The sequence below is a fragment of the Cellulomonas avistercoris genome, assembly GCF_014836445.1.
Lineage (GTDB): Bacteria > Actinomycetota > Actinomycetes > Actinomycetales > Cellulomonadaceae > Cellulomonas > Cellulomonas avistercoris.
In genome coordinates, this window is the sequence record NZ_JACSQV010000013.1 from 51737 (window position 1) to 69042 (window position 17306).

Annotated in this window: 18 protein-coding genes; 12 read left to right on the forward strand and 6 right to left on the reverse strand. The window is 75.4% G+C overall.

What is annotated here, in order from left to right; translation table 11 throughout:
- Positions 1 to 5: 5 nt before the first annotated feature.
- Genes H9657_RS14555 through H9657_RS19235 form a run of 3 tightly spaced genes read right to left on the reverse strand, consistent with a single transcriptional unit; the run spans position 6 to position 1812 of the window.
- Positions 6 to 941: an RluA family pseudouridine synthase gene (locus H9657_RS14555; protein WP_191784142.1), complete on the reverse strand. Its 936-nt coding sequence runs from the start codon at positions 939 to 941 to the stop codon at positions 6 to 8.
- Positions 938 to 1423: a signal peptidase II gene (locus H9657_RS14560; RefSeq protein ID WP_318241523.1), complete on the reverse strand. Its 486-nt coding sequence runs from the start codon at positions 1421 to 1423 to the stop codon at positions 938 to 940. Before H9657_RS14560 ends, H9657_RS14555 begins: the two co-directional genes overlap by 4 nt.
- The gene (locus tag H9657_RS19235) at positions 1420 to 1812 is read right to left on the reverse strand and encodes a putative acetyltransferase (RefSeq protein ID WP_225215367.1); all 393 of its coding nucleotides are present in this window, start codon (positions 1810 to 1812) and stop codon (positions 1420 to 1422) included. Before H9657_RS19235 ends, H9657_RS14560 begins: the two co-directional genes overlap by 4 nt.
- Positions 1813 to 1905: 93 nt before the next feature.
- On the opposite strand from H9657_RS19235, the gene fdxA reads away from it, so the two are divergent.
- From fdxA to H9657_RS14580, 3 genes are all read left to right on the forward strand, one after another.
- Positions 1906 to 2232, forward strand: a complete 327-nt coding sequence (gene fdxA, locus H9657_RS14570) for a ferredoxin (protein WP_191784144.1) — start codon at positions 1906 to 1908, stop codon at positions 2230 to 2232.
- Positions 2233 to 2260: 28 nt separating this feature from the next.
- Positions 2261 to 3409: a succinyldiaminopimelate transaminase gene (dapC, locus tag H9657_RS14575; RefSeq protein WP_191784145.1), complete on the forward strand. Its 1149-nt coding sequence runs from the start codon at positions 2261 to 2263 to the stop codon at positions 3407 to 3409.
- Between the two features lie 236 nt (positions 3410 to 3645).
- Positions 3646 to 4956 (forward strand): citrate synthase, encoded by a 1311-nt coding sequence (locus H9657_RS14580; protein ID WP_191784146.1) that lies wholly within the window; start codon positions 3646 to 3648, stop codon positions 4954 to 4956.
- 97 nt (positions 4957 to 5053) lie between these two features.
- Here H9657_RS14580 and H9657_RS14585 read toward each other — a convergent pair whose 3' ends face one another.
- A complete protein-coding gene (locus H9657_RS14585; RefSeq protein WP_191784147.1) occupies positions 5054 to 5956 on the reverse strand; it encodes a hypothetical protein in 903 nt (300 codons plus the stop codon).
- Between the two features lie 4 nt (positions 5957 to 5960).
- Entirely contained in the window at positions 5961 to 6956 is a 996-nt protein-coding gene (dapD, locus tag H9657_RS14590; protein ID WP_191784148.1) for a 2,3,4,5-tetrahydropyridine-2,6-dicarboxylate N-succinyltransferase, read from the reverse strand.
- Positions 6957 to 7032: 76 nt separating this feature from the next.
- Between dapD and dapE the strand changes: the two genes are divergently transcribed.
- From dapE to H9657_RS14620, 6 genes are all read left to right on the forward strand, one after another.
- Positions 7033 to 8148, forward strand: a complete 1116-nt coding sequence (gene dapE, locus H9657_RS14595; RefSeq protein ID WP_191784149.1) for a succinyl-diaminopimelate desuccinylase — start codon at positions 7033 to 7035, stop codon at positions 8146 to 8148.
- A 52-nt stretch (positions 8149 to 8200) separates the two neighbouring features.
- Positions 8201 to 9109: an LOG family protein gene (locus H9657_RS14600; RefSeq protein WP_191784150.1), complete on the forward strand. Its 909-nt coding sequence runs from the start codon at positions 8201 to 8203 to the stop codon at positions 9107 to 9109.
- On the forward strand, positions 9106 to 10032 hold the full coding sequence (folP, locus tag H9657_RS14605; RefSeq protein WP_191784151.1) for a dihydropteroate synthase: 927 nt from the start codon (positions 9106 to 9108) through the stop codon (positions 10030 to 10032). Before H9657_RS14600 ends, folP begins: the two co-directional genes overlap by 4 nt.
- Complete coding sequence (locus tag H9657_RS14610) at positions 10029 to 11387, forward strand: hypothetical protein (RefSeq protein ID WP_225215368.1); 1359 nt, start codon at positions 10029 to 10031, stop codon at positions 11385 to 11387. The genes folP and H9657_RS14610 overlap by 4 nt, the downstream gene beginning before the upstream one ends.
- 141 nt (positions 11388 to 11528) lie before the next feature.
- Positions 11529 to 11696 carry a DUF3117 domain-containing protein gene (locus tag H9657_RS14615; protein ID WP_013116243.1) on the forward strand — a complete coding sequence of 56 codons (168 nt, stop codon included), beginning with the start codon at positions 11529 to 11531 and terminating at the stop codon, positions 11694 to 11696.
- A gap of 10 nt (positions 11697 to 11706) precedes the next feature.
- Positions 11707 to 13305, forward strand: a complete 1599-nt coding sequence (locus H9657_RS14620; protein ID WP_191784152.1) for a leucyl aminopeptidase family protein — start codon at positions 11707 to 11709, stop codon at positions 13303 to 13305.
- 61 nt (positions 13306 to 13366) lie between these two features.
- Here H9657_RS14620 and H9657_RS14625 read toward each other — a convergent pair whose 3' ends face one another.
- Complete coding sequence (locus tag H9657_RS14625) at positions 13367 to 13999, reverse strand: O-methyltransferase (RefSeq protein WP_191784239.1); 633 nt, start codon at positions 13997 to 13999, stop codon at positions 13367 to 13369.
- Between the two features lie 211 nt (positions 14000 to 14210).
- Here H9657_RS14625 and sigE point away from each other — a divergent pair, with 211 nt between their 5' ends.
- Genes sigE through H9657_RS14640 form a run of 3 tightly spaced genes read left to right on the forward strand, consistent with a single transcriptional unit; the run spans position 14211 to position 17274 of the window.
- Positions 14211 to 14804, forward strand: coding sequence for an RNA polymerase sigma factor SigE (gene sigE, locus H9657_RS14630; RefSeq protein WP_191784153.1), 594 nt, complete (start codon positions 14211 to 14213; stop codon positions 14802 to 14804).
- Positions 14801 to 15715: a zf-HC2 domain-containing protein gene (locus H9657_RS14635; protein WP_191784154.1), complete on the forward strand. Its 915-nt coding sequence runs from the start codon at positions 14801 to 14803 to the stop codon at positions 15713 to 15715. The genes sigE and H9657_RS14635 overlap by 4 nt, the downstream gene beginning before the upstream one ends.
- Positions 15712 to 17274, forward strand: a complete 1563-nt coding sequence (locus tag H9657_RS14640; RefSeq protein WP_318241524.1) for a S1C family serine protease — start codon at positions 15712 to 15714, stop codon at positions 17272 to 17274. The genes H9657_RS14635 and H9657_RS14640 overlap by 4 nt, the downstream gene beginning before the upstream one ends.
- Positions 17275 to 17306: the final 32 nt, after the last annotated feature.

Sequence of the window (17306 nt, forward strand, 5' to 3'; positions counted from 1 at the left end):
GACGCTCAGGAGTACGCACCCCGGAGCGTCTCGAGGGCTGCGGCGAGGTCGTCGGGGTACTCGCTGGTCGCCTCGAACCACTGCCCCGTCCCCGGGTGCTCGAACCCCAGGCGCATCGCGTGCAGCCACTGCCGCGTCAGGCCGAGGCGCTCGGCGAGCGCCGGGTCCGCGCCGTACGTGAGGTCCCCCACGAGGCTGTGCCGCAGCGCGGCGAAGTGCACGCGGATCTGGTGCGTGCGACCCGTCTCCAGGTGCACCTCCACTAGCGACGCGCCCGGCAGCATCTCCAGGACCTCGTAGTGCGTGACCGACGGCTTGCCATCGGCGACGACCGCGAACTTCCAGTCCGAGGACGGGTGCCGGCCGATCGGCGCGTCGATGGTCCCCGTGGTCGGCGACGGGTGCCCCTGCGCGAGCGCGTGGTAGACCTTCTCGACCGTGCGCTCCTTGAAGGCGCGCTTGAGGGCCGTGTAGGCGTGCTCGCTCTTGGCGACGACCATGAGGCCCGACGTGCCGGCGTCGAGGCGGTGCACGATGCCCTGCCGCTCGGCCGCGCCCGACGTCGAGATCCGGTACCCGGTCGCCGCGAGCGCACCGACCACGGTCGGCCCCGACCAGCCCGGTGACGGGTGGGCCGCGACGCCGACCGGCTTGTCGATGACGACGAGGTCGTCGTCGTCGTGCACGATCCGCATGCCGGGCACGGGCTCGGGCACCACGGCCGGGGCCGTCGGCGCGGCAGGCGTCAGGTCGACCTCGAGGTACGCGCCGGCGACGAGCCGGTCGGACTTGCCGGCGGGGCGGCCGTCGACGCGCACGGCGCCCTCGGCCGCGAGCTCCGCGGCGCGCGTGCGGGACAGGCCGAGCAGCCGCGCGAGTGCGGCGTCGACGCGCTCCCCCGCCAGCCCGTCGGGCACGGGCAGCGCCCGCGTGCCGCTCACGCGGCACCGTCCGGTGCGTCGACCTCGGCCGTGCGGTCCTCGTCGTGCCGCTCGTCGCGCGTGCCGTCGACGTGGACGCCCCGGGCGGTGAGCCACACGATGAGCGCGGCCGCGACGACGATCGCGATGTCCGCGACGTTGCCGACGAAGAGCCGGCCGTAGGCGAGGAAGTCGATGACGTGGCCGCGCAGCGGACCTGGCTCGCGGAGCAGCCGGTCCGCGAGGTTGCCCAGCGCTCCGCCGAGCAGCAGACCGAGCGCGACGGCCCAGCCCCCCGACCCGATCCGTCGCGACACCCGGGCGATGACGACGACGACGACCACCGCGACGATCGTCAGCACCCACGTCATCCCGGTGGCGATCGAGAGCGCCGCTCCCGGGTTGCGCACGAGCTGCAGCCCGAACAGGTCACCCAGGAGGGCCGTGCGCTCGCGCGGCTCGAGCGCGTGGACCGCCCACACCTTCGTGAGCTGGTCGATCACGAGCACGAGCACCGTGAGCCCCACGAGGCCCCGGAGCAGTCGGCGACGACGCTCCGGTGGCACGTCGTGGGAGACCGGGACGTGCCCGTCGCCCGCCGCCGCGGGGGCGGGCCGCCCCGGGGGGGCGGGCCGGGGGGGGGGCGCGGCGGGGGCGGCGGCACGACCTTCGCGCGCAGGACGTCGGCCGCGGGCACGCGGACGTCGCCCCGACGTGTGCGCACGGTGAGCCCGTCGTCGTCGACCGCCAGGACCTCGCCCAGCACGTCCGTGAACGGCGGCTCGCCGCCGTGCAGCGTCCCCGTGACCGTGCCGGGCGGCAGGTCGTCGCGGCGGCGGCGCACCACGACGCGCGTCCCGGGCGTCCAGGTGCGCCATGTGCCCGGGCTCACGCGGCCCGTCCCGTGTCGGGGAGTGGACGGCGGGTCGTGGCGGTGCGCACGTGGGGGATACTAGGTCCGACCGCTGCACCGTGGAGGACACCCGTGACGTACGTGATCGCCGAGCCCTGCGTGGACGTCAAGGACAAGGCGTGCATCGAGGAGTGTCCGGTCGACTGCATCTACGAGGGCAAGCGCTCGCTGTACATCCACCCCGACGAGTGCGTCGACTGCGGTGCCTGCGAGCCGGTGTGCCCCGTGGAGGCCATCTACTACGAGGACGACGTCCCGGAGCAGTGGGCCCCGTACTACGAGGCCAACGTGCACTTCTTCGACGAGATCGGCTCGCCCGGCGGCGCGGCGAAGATGGGCGAGATCGCGCACGACCACCCGATCATCGCCACGCTGCCGCTGCGCGTCCACGGCGAGTGACGCCCGTCCGCATCGGCCCGGGGGACACGTGGGCCTGCTGACCGGCGCGCTGCCGGACTTCCCGTGGGACTCCCTGGCGCCGGTGACCCAGCTCGCGCGCACCCACCCGGGCGGCGTCGTCGACCTGTCGGTCGGCACACCCGTCGACCCGACGCCCCAGGTCGTCCGCGACGCGCTCGCCGCTGCCGCGAACGCGCCGGGCTACCCGACCACGCACGGCACGGCCGCGCTGCGCGAGTCCGTCGCGGCGTGGTTCGCACGGCGGCGCGGCGTCCCGGACCTCGACCCGGACGCGGTGCTGCCGACGCTCGGCTCGAAGGAGCTGGTGGCGTTCCTGCCCTCGCTGCTGGGTCTGGGCGCGGGTGACGTCGTGCTGCACCCCGCGATCGCGTACCCGACGTACGACGTGGGCGCGCGGCTCGCGGGCGCCACGCCGGTCCCCACGGACGACCCCGCGGGGCTGCTCGGGGAGCGTGACGACGTCCGCCTCGTGTGGCTCAACTCGCCCGGGAACCCCGACGGGTCGGTCCTGGGCGTCGAGCAGCTGCGGGACGTCGTGCAGGCGGCGCGTGCCGCTGCGGCCAGGACGGGGCGGCCGGTCGTCGTCGCGTCGGACGAGTGCTACGCCGAGCTGGCGTGGGACGAGCCGTGGGTGGGCGGCGGGGTGCCGAGCGTGCTCGACCCCCGCGTGACGGGTGGCGACCGCACAGGCCTGCTCGCGGTGTACTCCCTGTCGAAGCAGTCGAACCTGGCGGGGTACCGTGCGGCGTTCGTCGCCGGCGACCGGGACCTGGTCCTGCGGCTGCTGGAGACGCGCAAGCACGCGGGCATGATCGTGCCCGCACCGGTGCAGGCGGCGATGACGGTCGCCCTGGGGGACGACGAGCACGTCGCCGAGCAGCGGCAGCGTTACCGGCGGCGCAGGACCGCGCTGCGCGGCGGGCTCGAGGCCGCGGGGTACGTCGTCGACCGGTCGCACGCCGGGCTGTACCTGTGGGCGCGGCCCGACGGCCCGCCGCAGGACGCCTGGACGACCCTGCACGACCTCGCCGGCCTGGGCCTGCTCGTCGCGCCCGGCTCGTTCTACGGCGCGGCGGCGGCGGGGCACGTCCGCGTCGCGCTGACGGCGACGGACGAGCGCGTGGCGGAGGCCGTCGCCCGTCTCTCCGGGGCGTAGCGCCGCCGGGCCCGACCCGTGGCCCCGCGGGACGGGACGTCGTACATTGACCGCAGTCCGTGTGAGGAACCTCACACGGGGCCCAAGGGCCGGTCGTCCATTGGTCAAGGTGCCGCTCGCGCAGGTACCGTCACGTGGCCGACGATGGTCATCACCGCGCGTCGGCCACCCCACCGGCCCGCACGGCAACCGCCCGGGCCGGCTGGATCCGCTCGTCGGCGCAGGAAGGAACACCCATGTCGGACGTCGTCACCTCACCGGTGCAGGCCCCCGTCCAGCTCGTGGTCGACGGACAGGTGCGTGACCTGCCCGTGGTGCCTGCCTCCGAGGGCAACGACGGCATCGTCGTCTCGTCGCTCCTGCGGGACACCGGCATGGTGACCGTCGACCCGGGGTTCATGAACACCGCGTCGTGCGAGTCGCAGGTCACCTACATCGACGGTGACGCCGGCATCCTGCGGTACCGCGGCTACCCGATCGAGCAGCTGGCGGAGCACTCCTCGTTCCTCGAGGTCGCCTACCTGCTCATCCACGGCGAGCTGCCCACGCCGTCGGTGCTCGCCGCGTTCGAGGAGCGGGTCAACCGCCACACGCTCGTGCACGAGGACTTCCGCACCTTCATGGGGACGTTCCCGCGCAACGCGCACCCGATGGCCGTGATGGCCTCCGCGCTCAACGCGCTGTCGACGTTCTACCCCGAGTCGCTCGACCCGTTCGACGACGAGACGGTCGAGCTCGCGACCGTGCTGATCCTGGCGAAGACGCGCACGATCACGTCCTACGTCCACCGCGCCTCCAAGGGTGAGCCGCTGCTGTACCCGGACTACTCGCGCGGGTACGTCGAGGACTTCCTGCGGATGACGTTCGCGGTGCCGTACCAGCAGTGGGACCCGGACCCGGTCGTCGTCAACGCGCTCGACAAGCTGCTGATCCTGCACGCCGACCACGAGCAGAACTGCTCGACGTCGACGGTGCGGATCGTCGGCTCGAGCCACGCGAACATCTACGCGTCGGTCGCGGCCGGCATCAACGCGCTGTCCGGCCCGCTGCACGGTGGCGCCAACGAGGCCGTGCTGAAGATGCTCGACCAGATCAAGGCCAACGGCGGGGACGCGACGGACTTCATGCGCCGCGTGAAGAACAAGGAGGACGGTGTCCGCCTCATGGGCTTCGGGCACCGCGTCTACAAGAACTACGACCCGCGCGCCGCGATCGTCAAGCAGAGCGCGCACGAGGTCCTCGCGGCGCTCGGCGGGTCGGACGAGCTGCTCGACATCGCGATGGGGCTCGAGGAGATCGCGCTGTCGGACGACTACTTCGTCTCGCGCAAGCTCTACCCCAACGTCGACTTCTACACGGGCCTGATCTACAAGGCCATGGGGTTCTCGGAGCGCATGTTCACGCCGCTCTTCGCGCTCGGCCGCATGCCCGGCTGGATCGCGCAGTGGCGCGAGATGATGAACGACCCGCAGACCAAGATCGGCCGCCCGCGCCAGGTGTACACGGGTGCCACCGAGCGCTCGTACGTGCCGGTCGAGCGCCGCTGACCTCCTCCGGCCGCTCGCCCGGCCGGGAGTCCTCGACGACCGCCTGTCCCCTCGGGGCAAGCAGTCGTCGTGCGTCGGGGTGCGACCGGGTCCGGGGTCAGCCGGCGAGGGTCAGACGGACCTGGCCCGCGGGCAGGGGCGCGGCGCCCGTCGCCTGCCACGTGGGCTCGGTGCGCGACCACGTCGTGTCGCCGACGGTCACGGCGTCGAGCCGCAGCTCCGAGGCGACCGCGACGGCCCACTGCGCGAGCGACCAGCCGGCGCGCGCGGGGTCGTTGACCGGCAGCGCGGTCGCGGCGAGGTCGACGGTGGTCGGCGTGCCGGCCGCGCCGTCGGCGAGCGTCACGGTCGCCGGGACGTCCCCCAGGTCCCGCACGACGCGCGCGAGCACGGGGTCCGGCCCGACGGCCTCGTCGACCGGGCGCAGCGTGCAGCTCAGGGCCGCCGGGGAGTGGCCCGTGAGGGCCGACGCCCACGCGCGCGCCCGCACCTCGTGCTGCGCGTACGCGTCGGGGAACCCGCTGCGCTGCACGGCCTGCGCAGCCTGCGTGACCGCCATGTCCTGGTACCCCGGCACCTTCTCGAGACCCTCGAAGAACTTGTTCGTCGAGTAGACGGGGTCCATGATCTCGTCGACCGTCCCCCAGCCCTGCGACGGGCGCTGCTGGTACAGGCCGATCGAGTCGCGGTCGCCGTAGTCGATGTTGACGAGCCGCGACTCCTGCAGCGCCGTCGCGATGCCGATGGTCACGGCCCGCGCGGGCAGGCCGCGGCGCGTCGCGACCGCCGCTGCCAGCGCCGCGTTCTGCGCCTGGTCGGGGGTCAGGCTCCAGTCGGTGCCCTCGAGGTGCGCGACGCACCGTTCGGCGACGGGCGCCTCCGGGCGCGCGTGGCGCAGCAGCGCGACGACGGCCCCGACGGCGACGGCGAGCAGCACCACGACGAGGGTCGCCGTCCCCAGCGTGGTCAGGCAGCCGCCGCGGCGACGTCCGCGCGCCACGGCGTCAGTTCGCGTGCAGCGCGGAGTTCAGGTGCACGCCTGCTCCGGACCGTGCCACCGCCTCCACCTCGCCCGTGCGCGAGTTGCGCCGGAAGAGCACGTTGTCGGCGCCGGCGAGCACGCGTGCCTTGACCACGCGGGCGCCGTCGTCGTCCGTCGCGCCCTCGACGTCGAAGCCGACGAGCCGCACCTTGGTCCCGGCCGTGACGTACAGGCCGGCCTCGACGACGCAGTCGTCGCCGAGCGGGATGCCGAGCCCCGAGTTCGCCCCGAGCAGCGAACGTCGGCCGATCGAGACGACCTCGCGCCCGCCGCCCGACAGCGTGCCCATGATCGACGCGCCGCCGCCCACGTCGGACCCGTCCCCGACGACGACGCCGGCCGAGATGCGGCCCTCGACCATCGAGGTCCCGAGCGTGCCCGCGTTGAAGTTGACGAAGCCCTCGTGCATGACCGTGGTGCCCGGTGCCAGGTGCGCCCCGAGGCGCACGCGGTCGGCGTCGGCGACACGCACGCCCGACGGCAGCACGTAGTCGACCATCCGCGGGAACTTGTCGACGCCGTACACGGTCACCGGGGTGCCCGTGGCCGCGCGCAGGCGCAGGCGCGTGGCCTCGAAGTCCTCGACCGCGCACGGGCCGCGGTCGGTCCACACGACGTTGGGCAGCACCGCGAAGAGCCCGTCGAGGTTCTGCTCGTGCGGCGCGACCAGGCGGTGCGACAGCAGGTGCAGGCGCAGGTAGGCGTCGGCGGTGCTCGCGAGCGGGGCGTCGAGGTCGGCCACGGTGGCCACGAGCGTCACCCGGACGCCGCGCGCCGCGTCCACGCGCTCGCACGCGACGAGGTCGTCGGCGGCGTGGCGCCGGACGGACGCGGGGTCGTCGACGTCGAGCGTCGCGGGCGGCGCGCCGAGGGCGGGCGCGGGGTACCAGACGTCGAGCGTCGTGCCCGCGTCGGTGACGGTGGCCAGGCCGAGGCCCCAGGCCGTGCGGTCGGTCATGGCGAGCAAGCCTATCGGTGCACGGAGGGCGGACGCGGCCGCCGCGGACGCGACCGCCGCGCGTAGGGTCGCAGACGTGGCTGCCGACGACCTGATCGACCTGTCCGCCGACGTCGTGACGCTCACGCGTCAGCTGTGCGACGTCCCGTCCGTCAGCGGGGACGAGACCCGGCTGGCCGACGCCGTCGAGGCCGCGCTGCGCGCGCACCCGCACCTCGAGGTCCTGCGCGACGGCGACACGGTCGTCGCGCGCACGCACCTGGGCCGCGCGCGGCGCGTGGTCGTCGCGGGGCACCTCGACACCGTGCCCGTGGCCGACAACCTGCCCACACGGCTCGAGGGTGACCTGCTGTGGGGCCGGGGCACGGTCGACATGAAGGGCGGGGTCGCGGTCGCCCTGCACCTGGCCGCGGCGCTCACGGCGCCCGTGCACGACGTGACGTGGGTGTTCTACGACCACGAGGAGGTCGACGCCGACCTCAACGGGCTGGGACGCGTCGCGGCGCACCACCCGGACTGGCTCACGGCGGACTTCGCCGTCCTCGGCGAGCCGAGCAACGGCGGGCTCGAGGGCGGGTGCAACGGCACGCTGCGCGCCGAGGTGCGGCTCCGGGGCGTCGCCGCGCACTCCGCGCGGGCGTGGGTCGGGGTCAACGCCGTGCACGCGGCGGGCGAGGTGCTGCGCCGGCTCGAGGCCTACGAGCCGGCGACGGTCGAGGTCGAGGGGCTGGCGTACCGCGAGAGCCTCAACGCGGTCCTCATCTCCGGCGGGGTCGCGACCAACGTCATCCCCGACACGTGCGTCGTCACGGTCAACTACCGGTTCGCGCCGTCGCGCGACGTCGACGAGGCCGTCGCGCACGTGCGCGAGCTGTTCACCGGGTACGACGTCGAGATCACCGACTCCGCGCCCGGCGCCCGCCCCGGGCTCGACGCGCCCGCGGCGCAGGACTTCGCCGCGGCGGTGCTCGCGGTCACCGGAGGGCGAGCCGCGCCCAAGTACGGGTGGACGGACGTCGCGCGGTTCAGCGCGCTCGGGGTCCCGGCCGTCAACTTCGGCCCCGGCGACCCGCTGCTCGCGCACAAGGACGACGAGCACGTGCCGGTCGCGCAGATCGAGCTGTGCCACCGCGCGCTGCGGGCCTGGCTGACCGGCACCCAGCCGGAGGACCTGCCGCTCGGCCTCGCCTGACGTCCGCCGTCCGCGCGACGCCGGGCGCCGGGCGCGCGCATAGGCTCGGGGGATGAGCACCGACGACTCCTCGGCACCGGCGCCGGAGTACCGCCGCGGCCCCGTGCTGCTGCGCCGCGACCAGATCCCCGCCACGACCTCGGACCAGCGCCTGCTCTCGAAGGGCGAGGGCGCCTCGTGGCTGCACAGCGACCCCTGGCGGGTGCTGCGGATCCAGAGCGAGTTCGTCGAGGGCTTCGGGGCGCTCTCGGAGGTCGGCCCCGCGGTCAGCGTGTTCGGATCCGCCCGCACCAAGCCCGAGGACCCGTACTACGGGCTGGCGCAGGAGGTCGCGCGCGGCCTCGTCGAGGCCGGGTACGCCGTGATCACCGGTGGCGGCCCGGGGATCATGGAGGCCGCCAACCGGGGGGCCGCGGAGGCCGGCGGGCTGTCGGTCGGGCTGGGCATCGAGCTGCCGTTCGAGCAGGGCATGAACGAGTGGGTCGACCTCGGCGTCAACTTCCGCTACTTCTTCGCGCGCAAGATGATGTTCGTCAAGTACTCCGAGGGATTCGTCGTGCTGCCCGGCGGGTTCGGGACCTTCGACGAGCTGTTCGAGGCGCTCACGCTCGTGCAGACCCACAAGGTCACGGGGTTCCCCATCGTGCTCGTCGGCGTCGAGTACTGGTCGGGGCTGCTGACCTGGCTCCGCGACACCGTGCACCCCGCCGGCATGATCGCGGCGGCCGACATCGACATGCTGCAGCTCGTGGCGACCCCGCAGGAGGCTGTCGAGCACGTGGTGCGGCGCGGCGCGGAGCTGCGGGCGCAGGAGCAGGCCGCGGCGCGCGCCGCGGCCCGCGACCAGCGCGCGGCCGCGGCGGCCGGCGGGCACCAGGGCCGACACGACGGTCGGGCCGCCCGCACCGCCGAGCCGGACGAGCCGCGCGCGGACGACGCGCTCGCGGACGGCGGGTGGTGACGAGCGGGCCCCTGCCCGGCGTCCCGGCCGGCGCCGCACCGCTGCGGCTGCGCGGGCGGACGTTCGGGGACGACCACCCGGTCGTCATGGCCGTCGTCAACCGCACCCCCGACTCGTTCTACGCCGCCGCCCGGCACGACGACGCGACCGTCGACGCTGCCGTGGACCGGGCCGTCGCGGAGGGCGCCGACGTGCTGGACGTCGGCGGCGTGCGCGCCGGGCGGGGTCCCGCCGTCGACGAGGCCGAGGAGCTCGCGCGCGTCCTGCCGGTCGTCGAGCGCGTCCGCGCGCGGCACCCCGACCTGCTGGTGAGCGTCGACACGTGGCGCTCGGGGGTCGCCCGACGCGCGGCCGACGCCGGCGCCGACCTGCTCAACGACACGTGGGCCGGTCACGACCCCGCGCTCGTCGAGGTCGCCGCCGAGCGAGGGCTGGGCGTCGTGTGCTCGCACACCGGCGGTGCGGTGCCGCGCAGCGACCCGTTCCGCGTCACCTACCCGGCACCCGACGGGGTCGACCCGCTCGACGGCGTGGTCGAGGACGTCGTCTCCACGCTGACGGCCGCGGCCGCGCGCGCCGTCGCGCTGGGTGTCGATCCCGCCTCGGTTCTCGTCGACGCGACCCTCGACTTCGGCAAGACGACGTGGCACTCGCTGCACCTGCTCAGAAACACCCCGAAGATCGTGCAGATCGGGCACCCTGTGCTCATGGCGATCTCACGCAAGGACCTCGTCGGGGAGACCCTGGACCTCCCGCCCGAGGAGCGGCTCGAGGGCACCCTGGCGGCGACCGCGGTCGCGGCGTGGCTCGGCGCGCGGGTGTTCCGCGTGCACGACGTCGCGGCGACCCGGCGCACGCTGGACATGGTCGCGGCGCTGCGCGCGGAGCGGGCACCCCTGCGCACGCTGCGGGGGATGGTGTGAGCGCCGAGACGCCGCGCGCCGACGTCGTCGACGGTGACGCGGTGGGCGGTGACGCGGTGGTCGCCGGCGGCGCGGTGGTCGCGGCGGACGGTGACGAGGCCAGGGCTGCGGAGTCCCGCGCGACGGCCGCGGCGACCGGCCCGGCCGCCTGGTGGGAACGCGTCCGCGGCTGGCCGTGGTGGGTGCACGTGCTGCTCGTGTGGGCCGCCTCGCGCCTGTTCGTGGCCGCCGCGTTCGTCTGGACCGCGACGGTGCAGGAGGAGAACCTCTGGACCGGGGCCAACCCGTCGTACCAGGAGTTCGTCGGTCTGTTCTACGACGCCGGCTGGTACCGGCAGATCGCCGAGGGCGGCTACCCGGCGGAGCTGCCGCGCGACGCCCAGGGACTCGTGCAGCAGAACCAGTGGGCGTTCTTCCCGCTGTACCCGATGCTCGTGCGGGCCCTCATGACGCTCACGGGCGGCACCTGGGTCGCCCTCGCACCCACCGTGGCGCTGCTGCTCGGCGGTGCCGCGATGCTCGTCGTGCACGAGACCGTGCGCCACGGCGCGCCGCGGGCGGTCGCCGCCCGGCCCGGGCTGCCGCTGGCGACCGTCGCGCTGGTCTGCGCGTTCCCCACGGCAGCGGTCCTGCAGGTCGCCTACACCGAGTCGGCCGCGCTCCTGCTGATCGCGGCGTCGCTGCTGCTGCTCGTGCGGCGGCAGTACGCGTGGGCCGCGCTCGTCGTCGTCGCCCTCGGGTTCACGCGCGCGGTCGCGCTGCCGATGGCCGCGGTCGTCGTGGTGCACGCCGGCGTGCGGTGGTGGCGTGCCCGCCGGGGCGAGGACACGTTCGGCCCGCGCGACGGTGCAGGTCTCGCGGGGCTGGCCGTCGCCGCGGGCGTGTCCGGCGTCGCGTGGCCGGCGATCTGCGGCTGGGTGACGGGTGTCCCCGACGGCTACCTGCAGACGCAGGAGGCGTGGCGTGGCGTGCGCGAGGTCGTGCCGTTCTCGGGGTGGACGTACGTCCCGCAGTTCTGGCTGCAGGAGTGGGGGACCCCCGCCACGGTGGCCGGCTTCGCCCTGGTCGCGGCGGTCCTGCTGGTGCCCGCCGCCTGGCGGCTCGGACCGGAGCTGCACGCCTGGTCCGCGGCGTACGTCGTGTACATCCTGGCCGTCATCGAGCCGGGGTCCAGCCTCGCCCGGTTCCTGCTCCTCGCGTTCCCGCTCGGCGCGGTGACAGCCGGTGTCGTGCCCCGGCCGCCGTGGGCGCGGCGCCTCTGGTTCGGGGCCGTGCTGGTCCTCATGCTCGGGCTCCAGGTCCTGTGGGTCCGGCAGATGTGGGAGTTCAACCCCCACGGTGACTGGCCGCCGTGACCCGTTCGTGCCCCCGGGACCCGGGCAGGGGTCGCGCGGGGTGAACTAGGATGGACGCTGGACAACCGGCTGATCAGGAGGTTGTCGGGGCTGCCCGGCGACTGTCGGCCGCTCACGTGCGACGCGAAGGAGAGGCCCCGGATGGCCGCGATGAAGCCGAGGACCGGCGACGGACCGCTCGAGGTGACCAAGGAGGGCCGCGGCATCGTCATGCGCGTCCCGCTCGAGGGCGGCGGACGGCTGGTGGTGGAGCTCAACGCGACCGAGGCCGCCGAGCTGGGCGAGGCCCTGACCTCCGTCGTCGGCTGACGACCTGCGGATGAGCCCCCGCACCACCGGCGTGGCTGCTGCGGCAGCACCCCGCACCCCGCCCACCGTCGTCCTGCACGGCGCGAGCGTCGTCGACTCACCGCTCCTCACGGACGGGTCCGTCGACGCGGTCGCGGTCCAGGTCGCGCCCGGACGAGCGGGCGACGACGCGCTGCAGCCCCGGTCGGGCACGCCGCAGGCGGCTGCGCGCTACGGCATCGACCTGTCCGAGCTGGCGGAGCGCGCCGGCCTGACGGGCGCCGCCGGCGAGGCGTTCACCGTGCACCTGCCGCTGCCCGTCGGGTCGTCCGTCGAGCTGCCGTGGGCGGGGCTGCCGCCGCGCATCGTCCTGGTGGGCGTCGGCGACGAGAGCCCGACCGCGCTGCGACGGGCGGGGGCCGCGCTCGCCCGCGCGACCCGCGGTCTGCGCCGCGTGGCCGCGACGGTCGGCGCGCAGACCCACCACGACGACGCGGGTGCGGCGCAGGCCGCGCGCGCCGTCACGGAGGGCTACCTGCTCGCCGCGTACAGCCACCCGCGCATCACGGCGACGCCGGACACGAAGGCGGCTGCCGAGCTGGTGCTGCTGGGCCGCGACGGTGCGGCCGTGGCCGCCGCGGTCGAGACCGCGCGCACCGGCGCCGAGGCGACCTGGCTGGTCCGGGACCTCGCGAACACGCCCTCGCACGTCAAGGACCCGGCGTGGATGGCGGACCGCGCCCGCCGGCTGGCGACGAAGGCCGGGCTCGACGTGCAGGTGCTCGGTCCGCGCGAGCTCGCCGCGGGCGGGTTCGGTGGCATCCTCGCCGTCGGGTCGGGGTCCGCGTCGACGCCGCGCCTCGTGCGCGTCTCGTACACGCCGACCGGGGGCGGCGGTCGGCACGTCGTGGTGGTCGGCAAGGGCATCACCTACGACACGGGCGGCCTGTCCATCAAGCCGCGCGAGGCCATGGTCCCCATGAAGACGGACATGGCCGGATCGGCCGTCGCGCTCGCGACCGTGCTCGCCGCCGCGCGGGCGCAGGTCCCGCACCGCGTCACGGCGGTGCTGCCGCTCGCCGAGAACCACGTCGGGGCCGCGTCGTACCGGCCGGGCGACGTCGTCACGATCCACGGCGGCACGACCGTCGAGATCGCCAACACCGACGCCGAGGGTCGCCTCGTGCTCGCCGACGCCCTCGCGTGGGCCGACGCGACGCTCGACCCCGACGTGCTCGTCGACGTCGCGACCCTCACCGGGGCAGCCACGCTCGGACTGGGCCGGCAGCACGCCGCGCTCTACGGGACGGACGACGCGCTGGTCGCGGCGCTCACCGCCGCGGGCGACCGCACGGGCGAGCTGGTGTGGCACATGCCGCTCGTCGCCGACTACGAGGAGGCGGTCCGCTCGTCGGTCGCCGACCTGCGGCACGTGCCCGAGGACCGCAGGATCGGGGGCGGGTCGATCACGGCCGCGCTCTTCCTGCGCCGGTTCGTGGGTGAGCGGACGTGGGCCCACCTCGACATCGCCGGCACGGGCCGCTCGACGTCCGACAAGCACGAGATCACCGAGGGCGCCACGGGCTACGGCGCCCGGCTGCTGCTGGAGTACCTGAGCACGCTGGACTGAGGTCGCCCGGACCGGGCGACGGCGGCGGACCCGGCGGACCGGGTACGCCGCCGCTGGTGCCTCAGCGGCGGACGGCCACCAGCAGACCCTCGCCGACGGGCAGGAGCGCGGGCACCAGCCGGTCGTCGCCGCGCACGTGGCGGCCGACGTCCCGCACGGTCGTCGTCGCCTCGTCGCGCCGGGCCGGGTCGGCGACACGGTCGTGCCACAGCGCGTCGTCGACCGCGAGCACGCCGCCGGGGCGCAGCAGGCGCACCGCCTGCTCGACGTAGGCCGGGTAGTTCTCGACGTCGGCGTCGACGACCACCATGTCGTAGCCGCCGTCGGTGAGCCGGGGGAGCACGTCCATCGCCCGTCCCGAGATCGCGCGCGTGCGGGTGCTGCGCACGCCCTCCTCGGCGAACGCCTCCTTCGCGGCGCGCTGGTGCTCGAGCTCGAGGTCGATCGTCGTCAGGACACCGTCCGCCGGCATGCCGCGCAGGAGGTACAGCGAGCCGACCCCGGCGCCCGTGCCGACCTCGACGACCGCGCGGGCCTGCGCCGCGGCGGCGAGCACGCGCAGCGCGGCGCCCGCGCCGGGCAGCACCGGGGTGCAGCCGAGGTGGGACGCCCGCTCGCGCGCCCGCAGGACCACGTCGTCCTCGTCGAGGAACTCCTCGCAGTACACCCAGCTCTGCGCCTTGTCGGTGGAGATGTCGGCCTCCTCGTCGCGCGCGCCCCCGACGGGCTCGCCTCGGCGCCAGCGTAGTCCCGCGCACCCCGCCGCCCGGCGCGCCGCGCCCCACGGCGCCGGGGACGGGCCACGCGTGCCCGGCCGGTTCCGCCCACGACGAACAGGGGTCGAGCCTGCGGCCTCGACCTGGGAGAATGACGTCCCGCGAGCCGATCGAGGAGAACCCCATCTGATGAGCGTCCAGCCCGCCGAGTGGCAGGCCCCGTCGTGGGAGGAGATCGTCCGTGAGCACTCCGGGCGTGTGTACCGCCTCGCCTACCGGCTGACCGGCAACCGGCACGACGCCGAGGACCTCACGCAGGAGACGTTCGTCCGCGTGTTCCGGTCGCTGCACACCTACAGCCCCGGCACGTTCGAGGGCTGGCTCCACCGCATCACGACCAACCTCTTCCTCGACCAGGCACGCCGTCGCCAGCGCGTGCGCATCGAGCCCATCGGGGACGACACCGACCGGTGGTCGTCGCCCGACCTCCTCGCGACGCCCGAGCGCGCGTTCGAGGTGGCGAACCTCGACCACGACGTGCAGCGCGCGCTCGACGAGCTGCCGCCCGAGTACCGGGCGGCCGTCGTGCTGTGCGACATCGAGGGTCTGTCCTACGAGGAGATCGCGGTCACGCTCGGCATCAAGCTCGGCACCGTGCGCTCGCGCATCCACCGTGCGCGGGCCCGGCTGCGGATCGCGCTCGAGCACCGGCGGCCGCCCGGCACCACCGCGGGCGCCACAGCGGACGAGCTCGCCCCCGACACGGCGGAGGTGACCGGATGATGCACCTCGGCTCCCGCATCAGCGCGCTCGTCGACGGGCAGCTCGACCCCCCGGCGACCGAGCGCGCGCTCGCGCACGTCGCCACCTGCGGCTCGTGCGCGCGCGAGCTCGCCGCGGCCCGTGCCGCGCGGCGCGCGCTCGCCGGCGCCGAGCCGGTGCAGCCGCCCGAGGACCTGACCGCGCGCCTGCTGTCGATGTCGGCGCAGGCCCGGCCCCCCGTGCCGCAGGGGCCTGCGCAGCGCGACCCGTTCGCCGTGGCCGGCGGTGCGGCGCTGCCGTTCGCGGCGACGCACGCGCTGCGCGGCGACGTGCTGGGCCGGCGGACACCCGTACGCCTCGTCGTCGGGTCCATGGCAGGGCTGGGCGCCGTCGCCGCGGGCCTCTTCCTGCTGGGCGAGCGGCCGGTGGTGACGCCGTCGAGCCACCCGGCCGCTGTGCTCGGCCTGCTCGCGCACACGTCGGCCCCCGCGTCCGACGGCGTGCCGGCGGACGACGCGACGGTCGCGTGGCTGCGCGGGCAGGGGTGGACCTTCCCGGGCACCCTGCCGCAGGGGTGGCACGTCGGCTCGATCAGCTGGTCCGAGACCGGTCCGCGCGTCCTCGAGGTCGACGTCACGGGCCCCAGCGGCGCGTACGTCGTCACCGAGCAGCAGGGCCGCCTGGACACCGACGCGCTCGCAGGGGCGCCGGTCCGCGAGGTCGGGGGACGCGAGGTGCACGTGCTGTCCGTCGAGCCCTGGCAGGTGGCCTGGCAGTCGGGGTCGACCGTCGTGCAGGTCGTCGCCTCGCAGGACGAGGGGGAGATCGACGCGCTCGTCGCGGCCTTCCCGTCGGCGGGGTACGACGACACCGTGACCGGTCGCATCGGTCGCGGCTGGCAGACCGTCTCCGCCGTCTGGGAGCGCCCGTGAGCGACACCGGCGCGGGTGCCGCCGGTCCCTCGCAGGAGAGCACGCCGGTCGCCCCGCCGGTGGTACCGCCACCCGTGCCCCCACCGGCGGCTGGCCCGGCCCCCGTGCCCGTCCCGGCCCCCGTGCCCGTCCCGGCCCCCGTGCCCGCCCCGGCCCCCGTGCCCGCCCCGGTGGCGCTGTTCGCGGCCCCGTCGTCGTACCGGCGCGCGCGGGTCGAGGACGCCCCGCCGCCCGGCCCCGCACCGCTGGCCGGACCGACGGCTCCGGCACCCGCGCCGTCCGCGCCCACGTCCTCCGTGCCGACGTCCACGCTCCACGCGCCGCAGCCGACGCCGTTCGCGCGGCCCGGCACACCACCGCCGAGCCCCGAGCAGCGTGAGGCGGCGGCGGTCCCGCACGCCGCCGGTCCCGCGCCGGCGGCTCCCGCGCACGCGACGCAGCCCGCACGGCGTCGCCGTCGACGCACGATGTCGGTCGCCTGGGTCGCACCGCTCGTCGTGCTGTCGGTGGCCGCGGGCTTCCTCGGCGGCCTGCTGGGGGACCGCGTCGTGCCCGACGACGGGCGCCGCGCCGACGCGGGCCTGCCGTCCGTGCCGGCCCCGGCCGCCCAGGTCGACCGGGCACCCGGGTCGATCGCGGGCATCGCCGCGGGCGTCCTGCCGAGCGTCGTGTCGCTCGAGGTGACGACCGCCGACGGGGCCTCGTCGGGCTCGGGCTTCGTGCTGCGCCAGGACGGGTACGTGCTCACCAACAACCACGTCGTCGCCGGTGCCGCCGGCGGCACGCTCGTGGTGCAGTTCGCCGACGGCGCCGAGCTGCCGGGCACCGTGGTCGGTGCGACCGCGGACTACGACCTGGCCGTCGTCAAGGTCGACGCGACCGGGCTGACGCCGCTCGCCCTCGGCGACTCCGACGAGGTCGTCGTCGGGGACCCCGTCGTGGCCATCGGCGCCCCGCTGGGCCTGGTCGGCACCGTGACCACGGGCATCATCAGCGCGCTCAACCGGCCCGTCGTGGCGGGCGGCGACGACGACGGCACGGCGTACATCAACGCCATCCAGACCGACGCCGCGATCAACCCCGGCAACTCGGGCGGGCCGCTCGTCAACGCCCGGGGCGAGGTCGTGGGCATCAACTCCGCGATCGCTCAGCTGCCGGGGCGGCTGACGGGGGTCGGGAGCATCGGCCTCGGCTTCGCCATCCCGTCGAACCAGGCGCGACGCACCGCGGAGCAGCTCATCGAGACGGGGAAGGCGACGTACCCGGTGATCGGCGTCCTGCTGGACCCCTCGTACTCCGGTGAGGGCGTGCGCGTGTACGAGGAGAACCCCCCGGACGCCCAGGCGGTCAGCACGGACGGCCCGGCCGACCGCGCGGGCATCCGGCTCGGTGACGTGATCCTCGCGATCGACGGCCGGCCGGTGACGGCGTCGGAGGAGCTGATCGTGGCCATCCGCGCGCGTGAGGTCGGCGACACCGTCGTGCTGCGCGTGCGGACCGGTGACGAGGAGCGCGACGTGCGCGTGCGGCTCGCCGAGGGGCGTCCCTCCTCGGGCTGACCGCCGGGCCGGTGCGCGCTGTCGCGGTAACC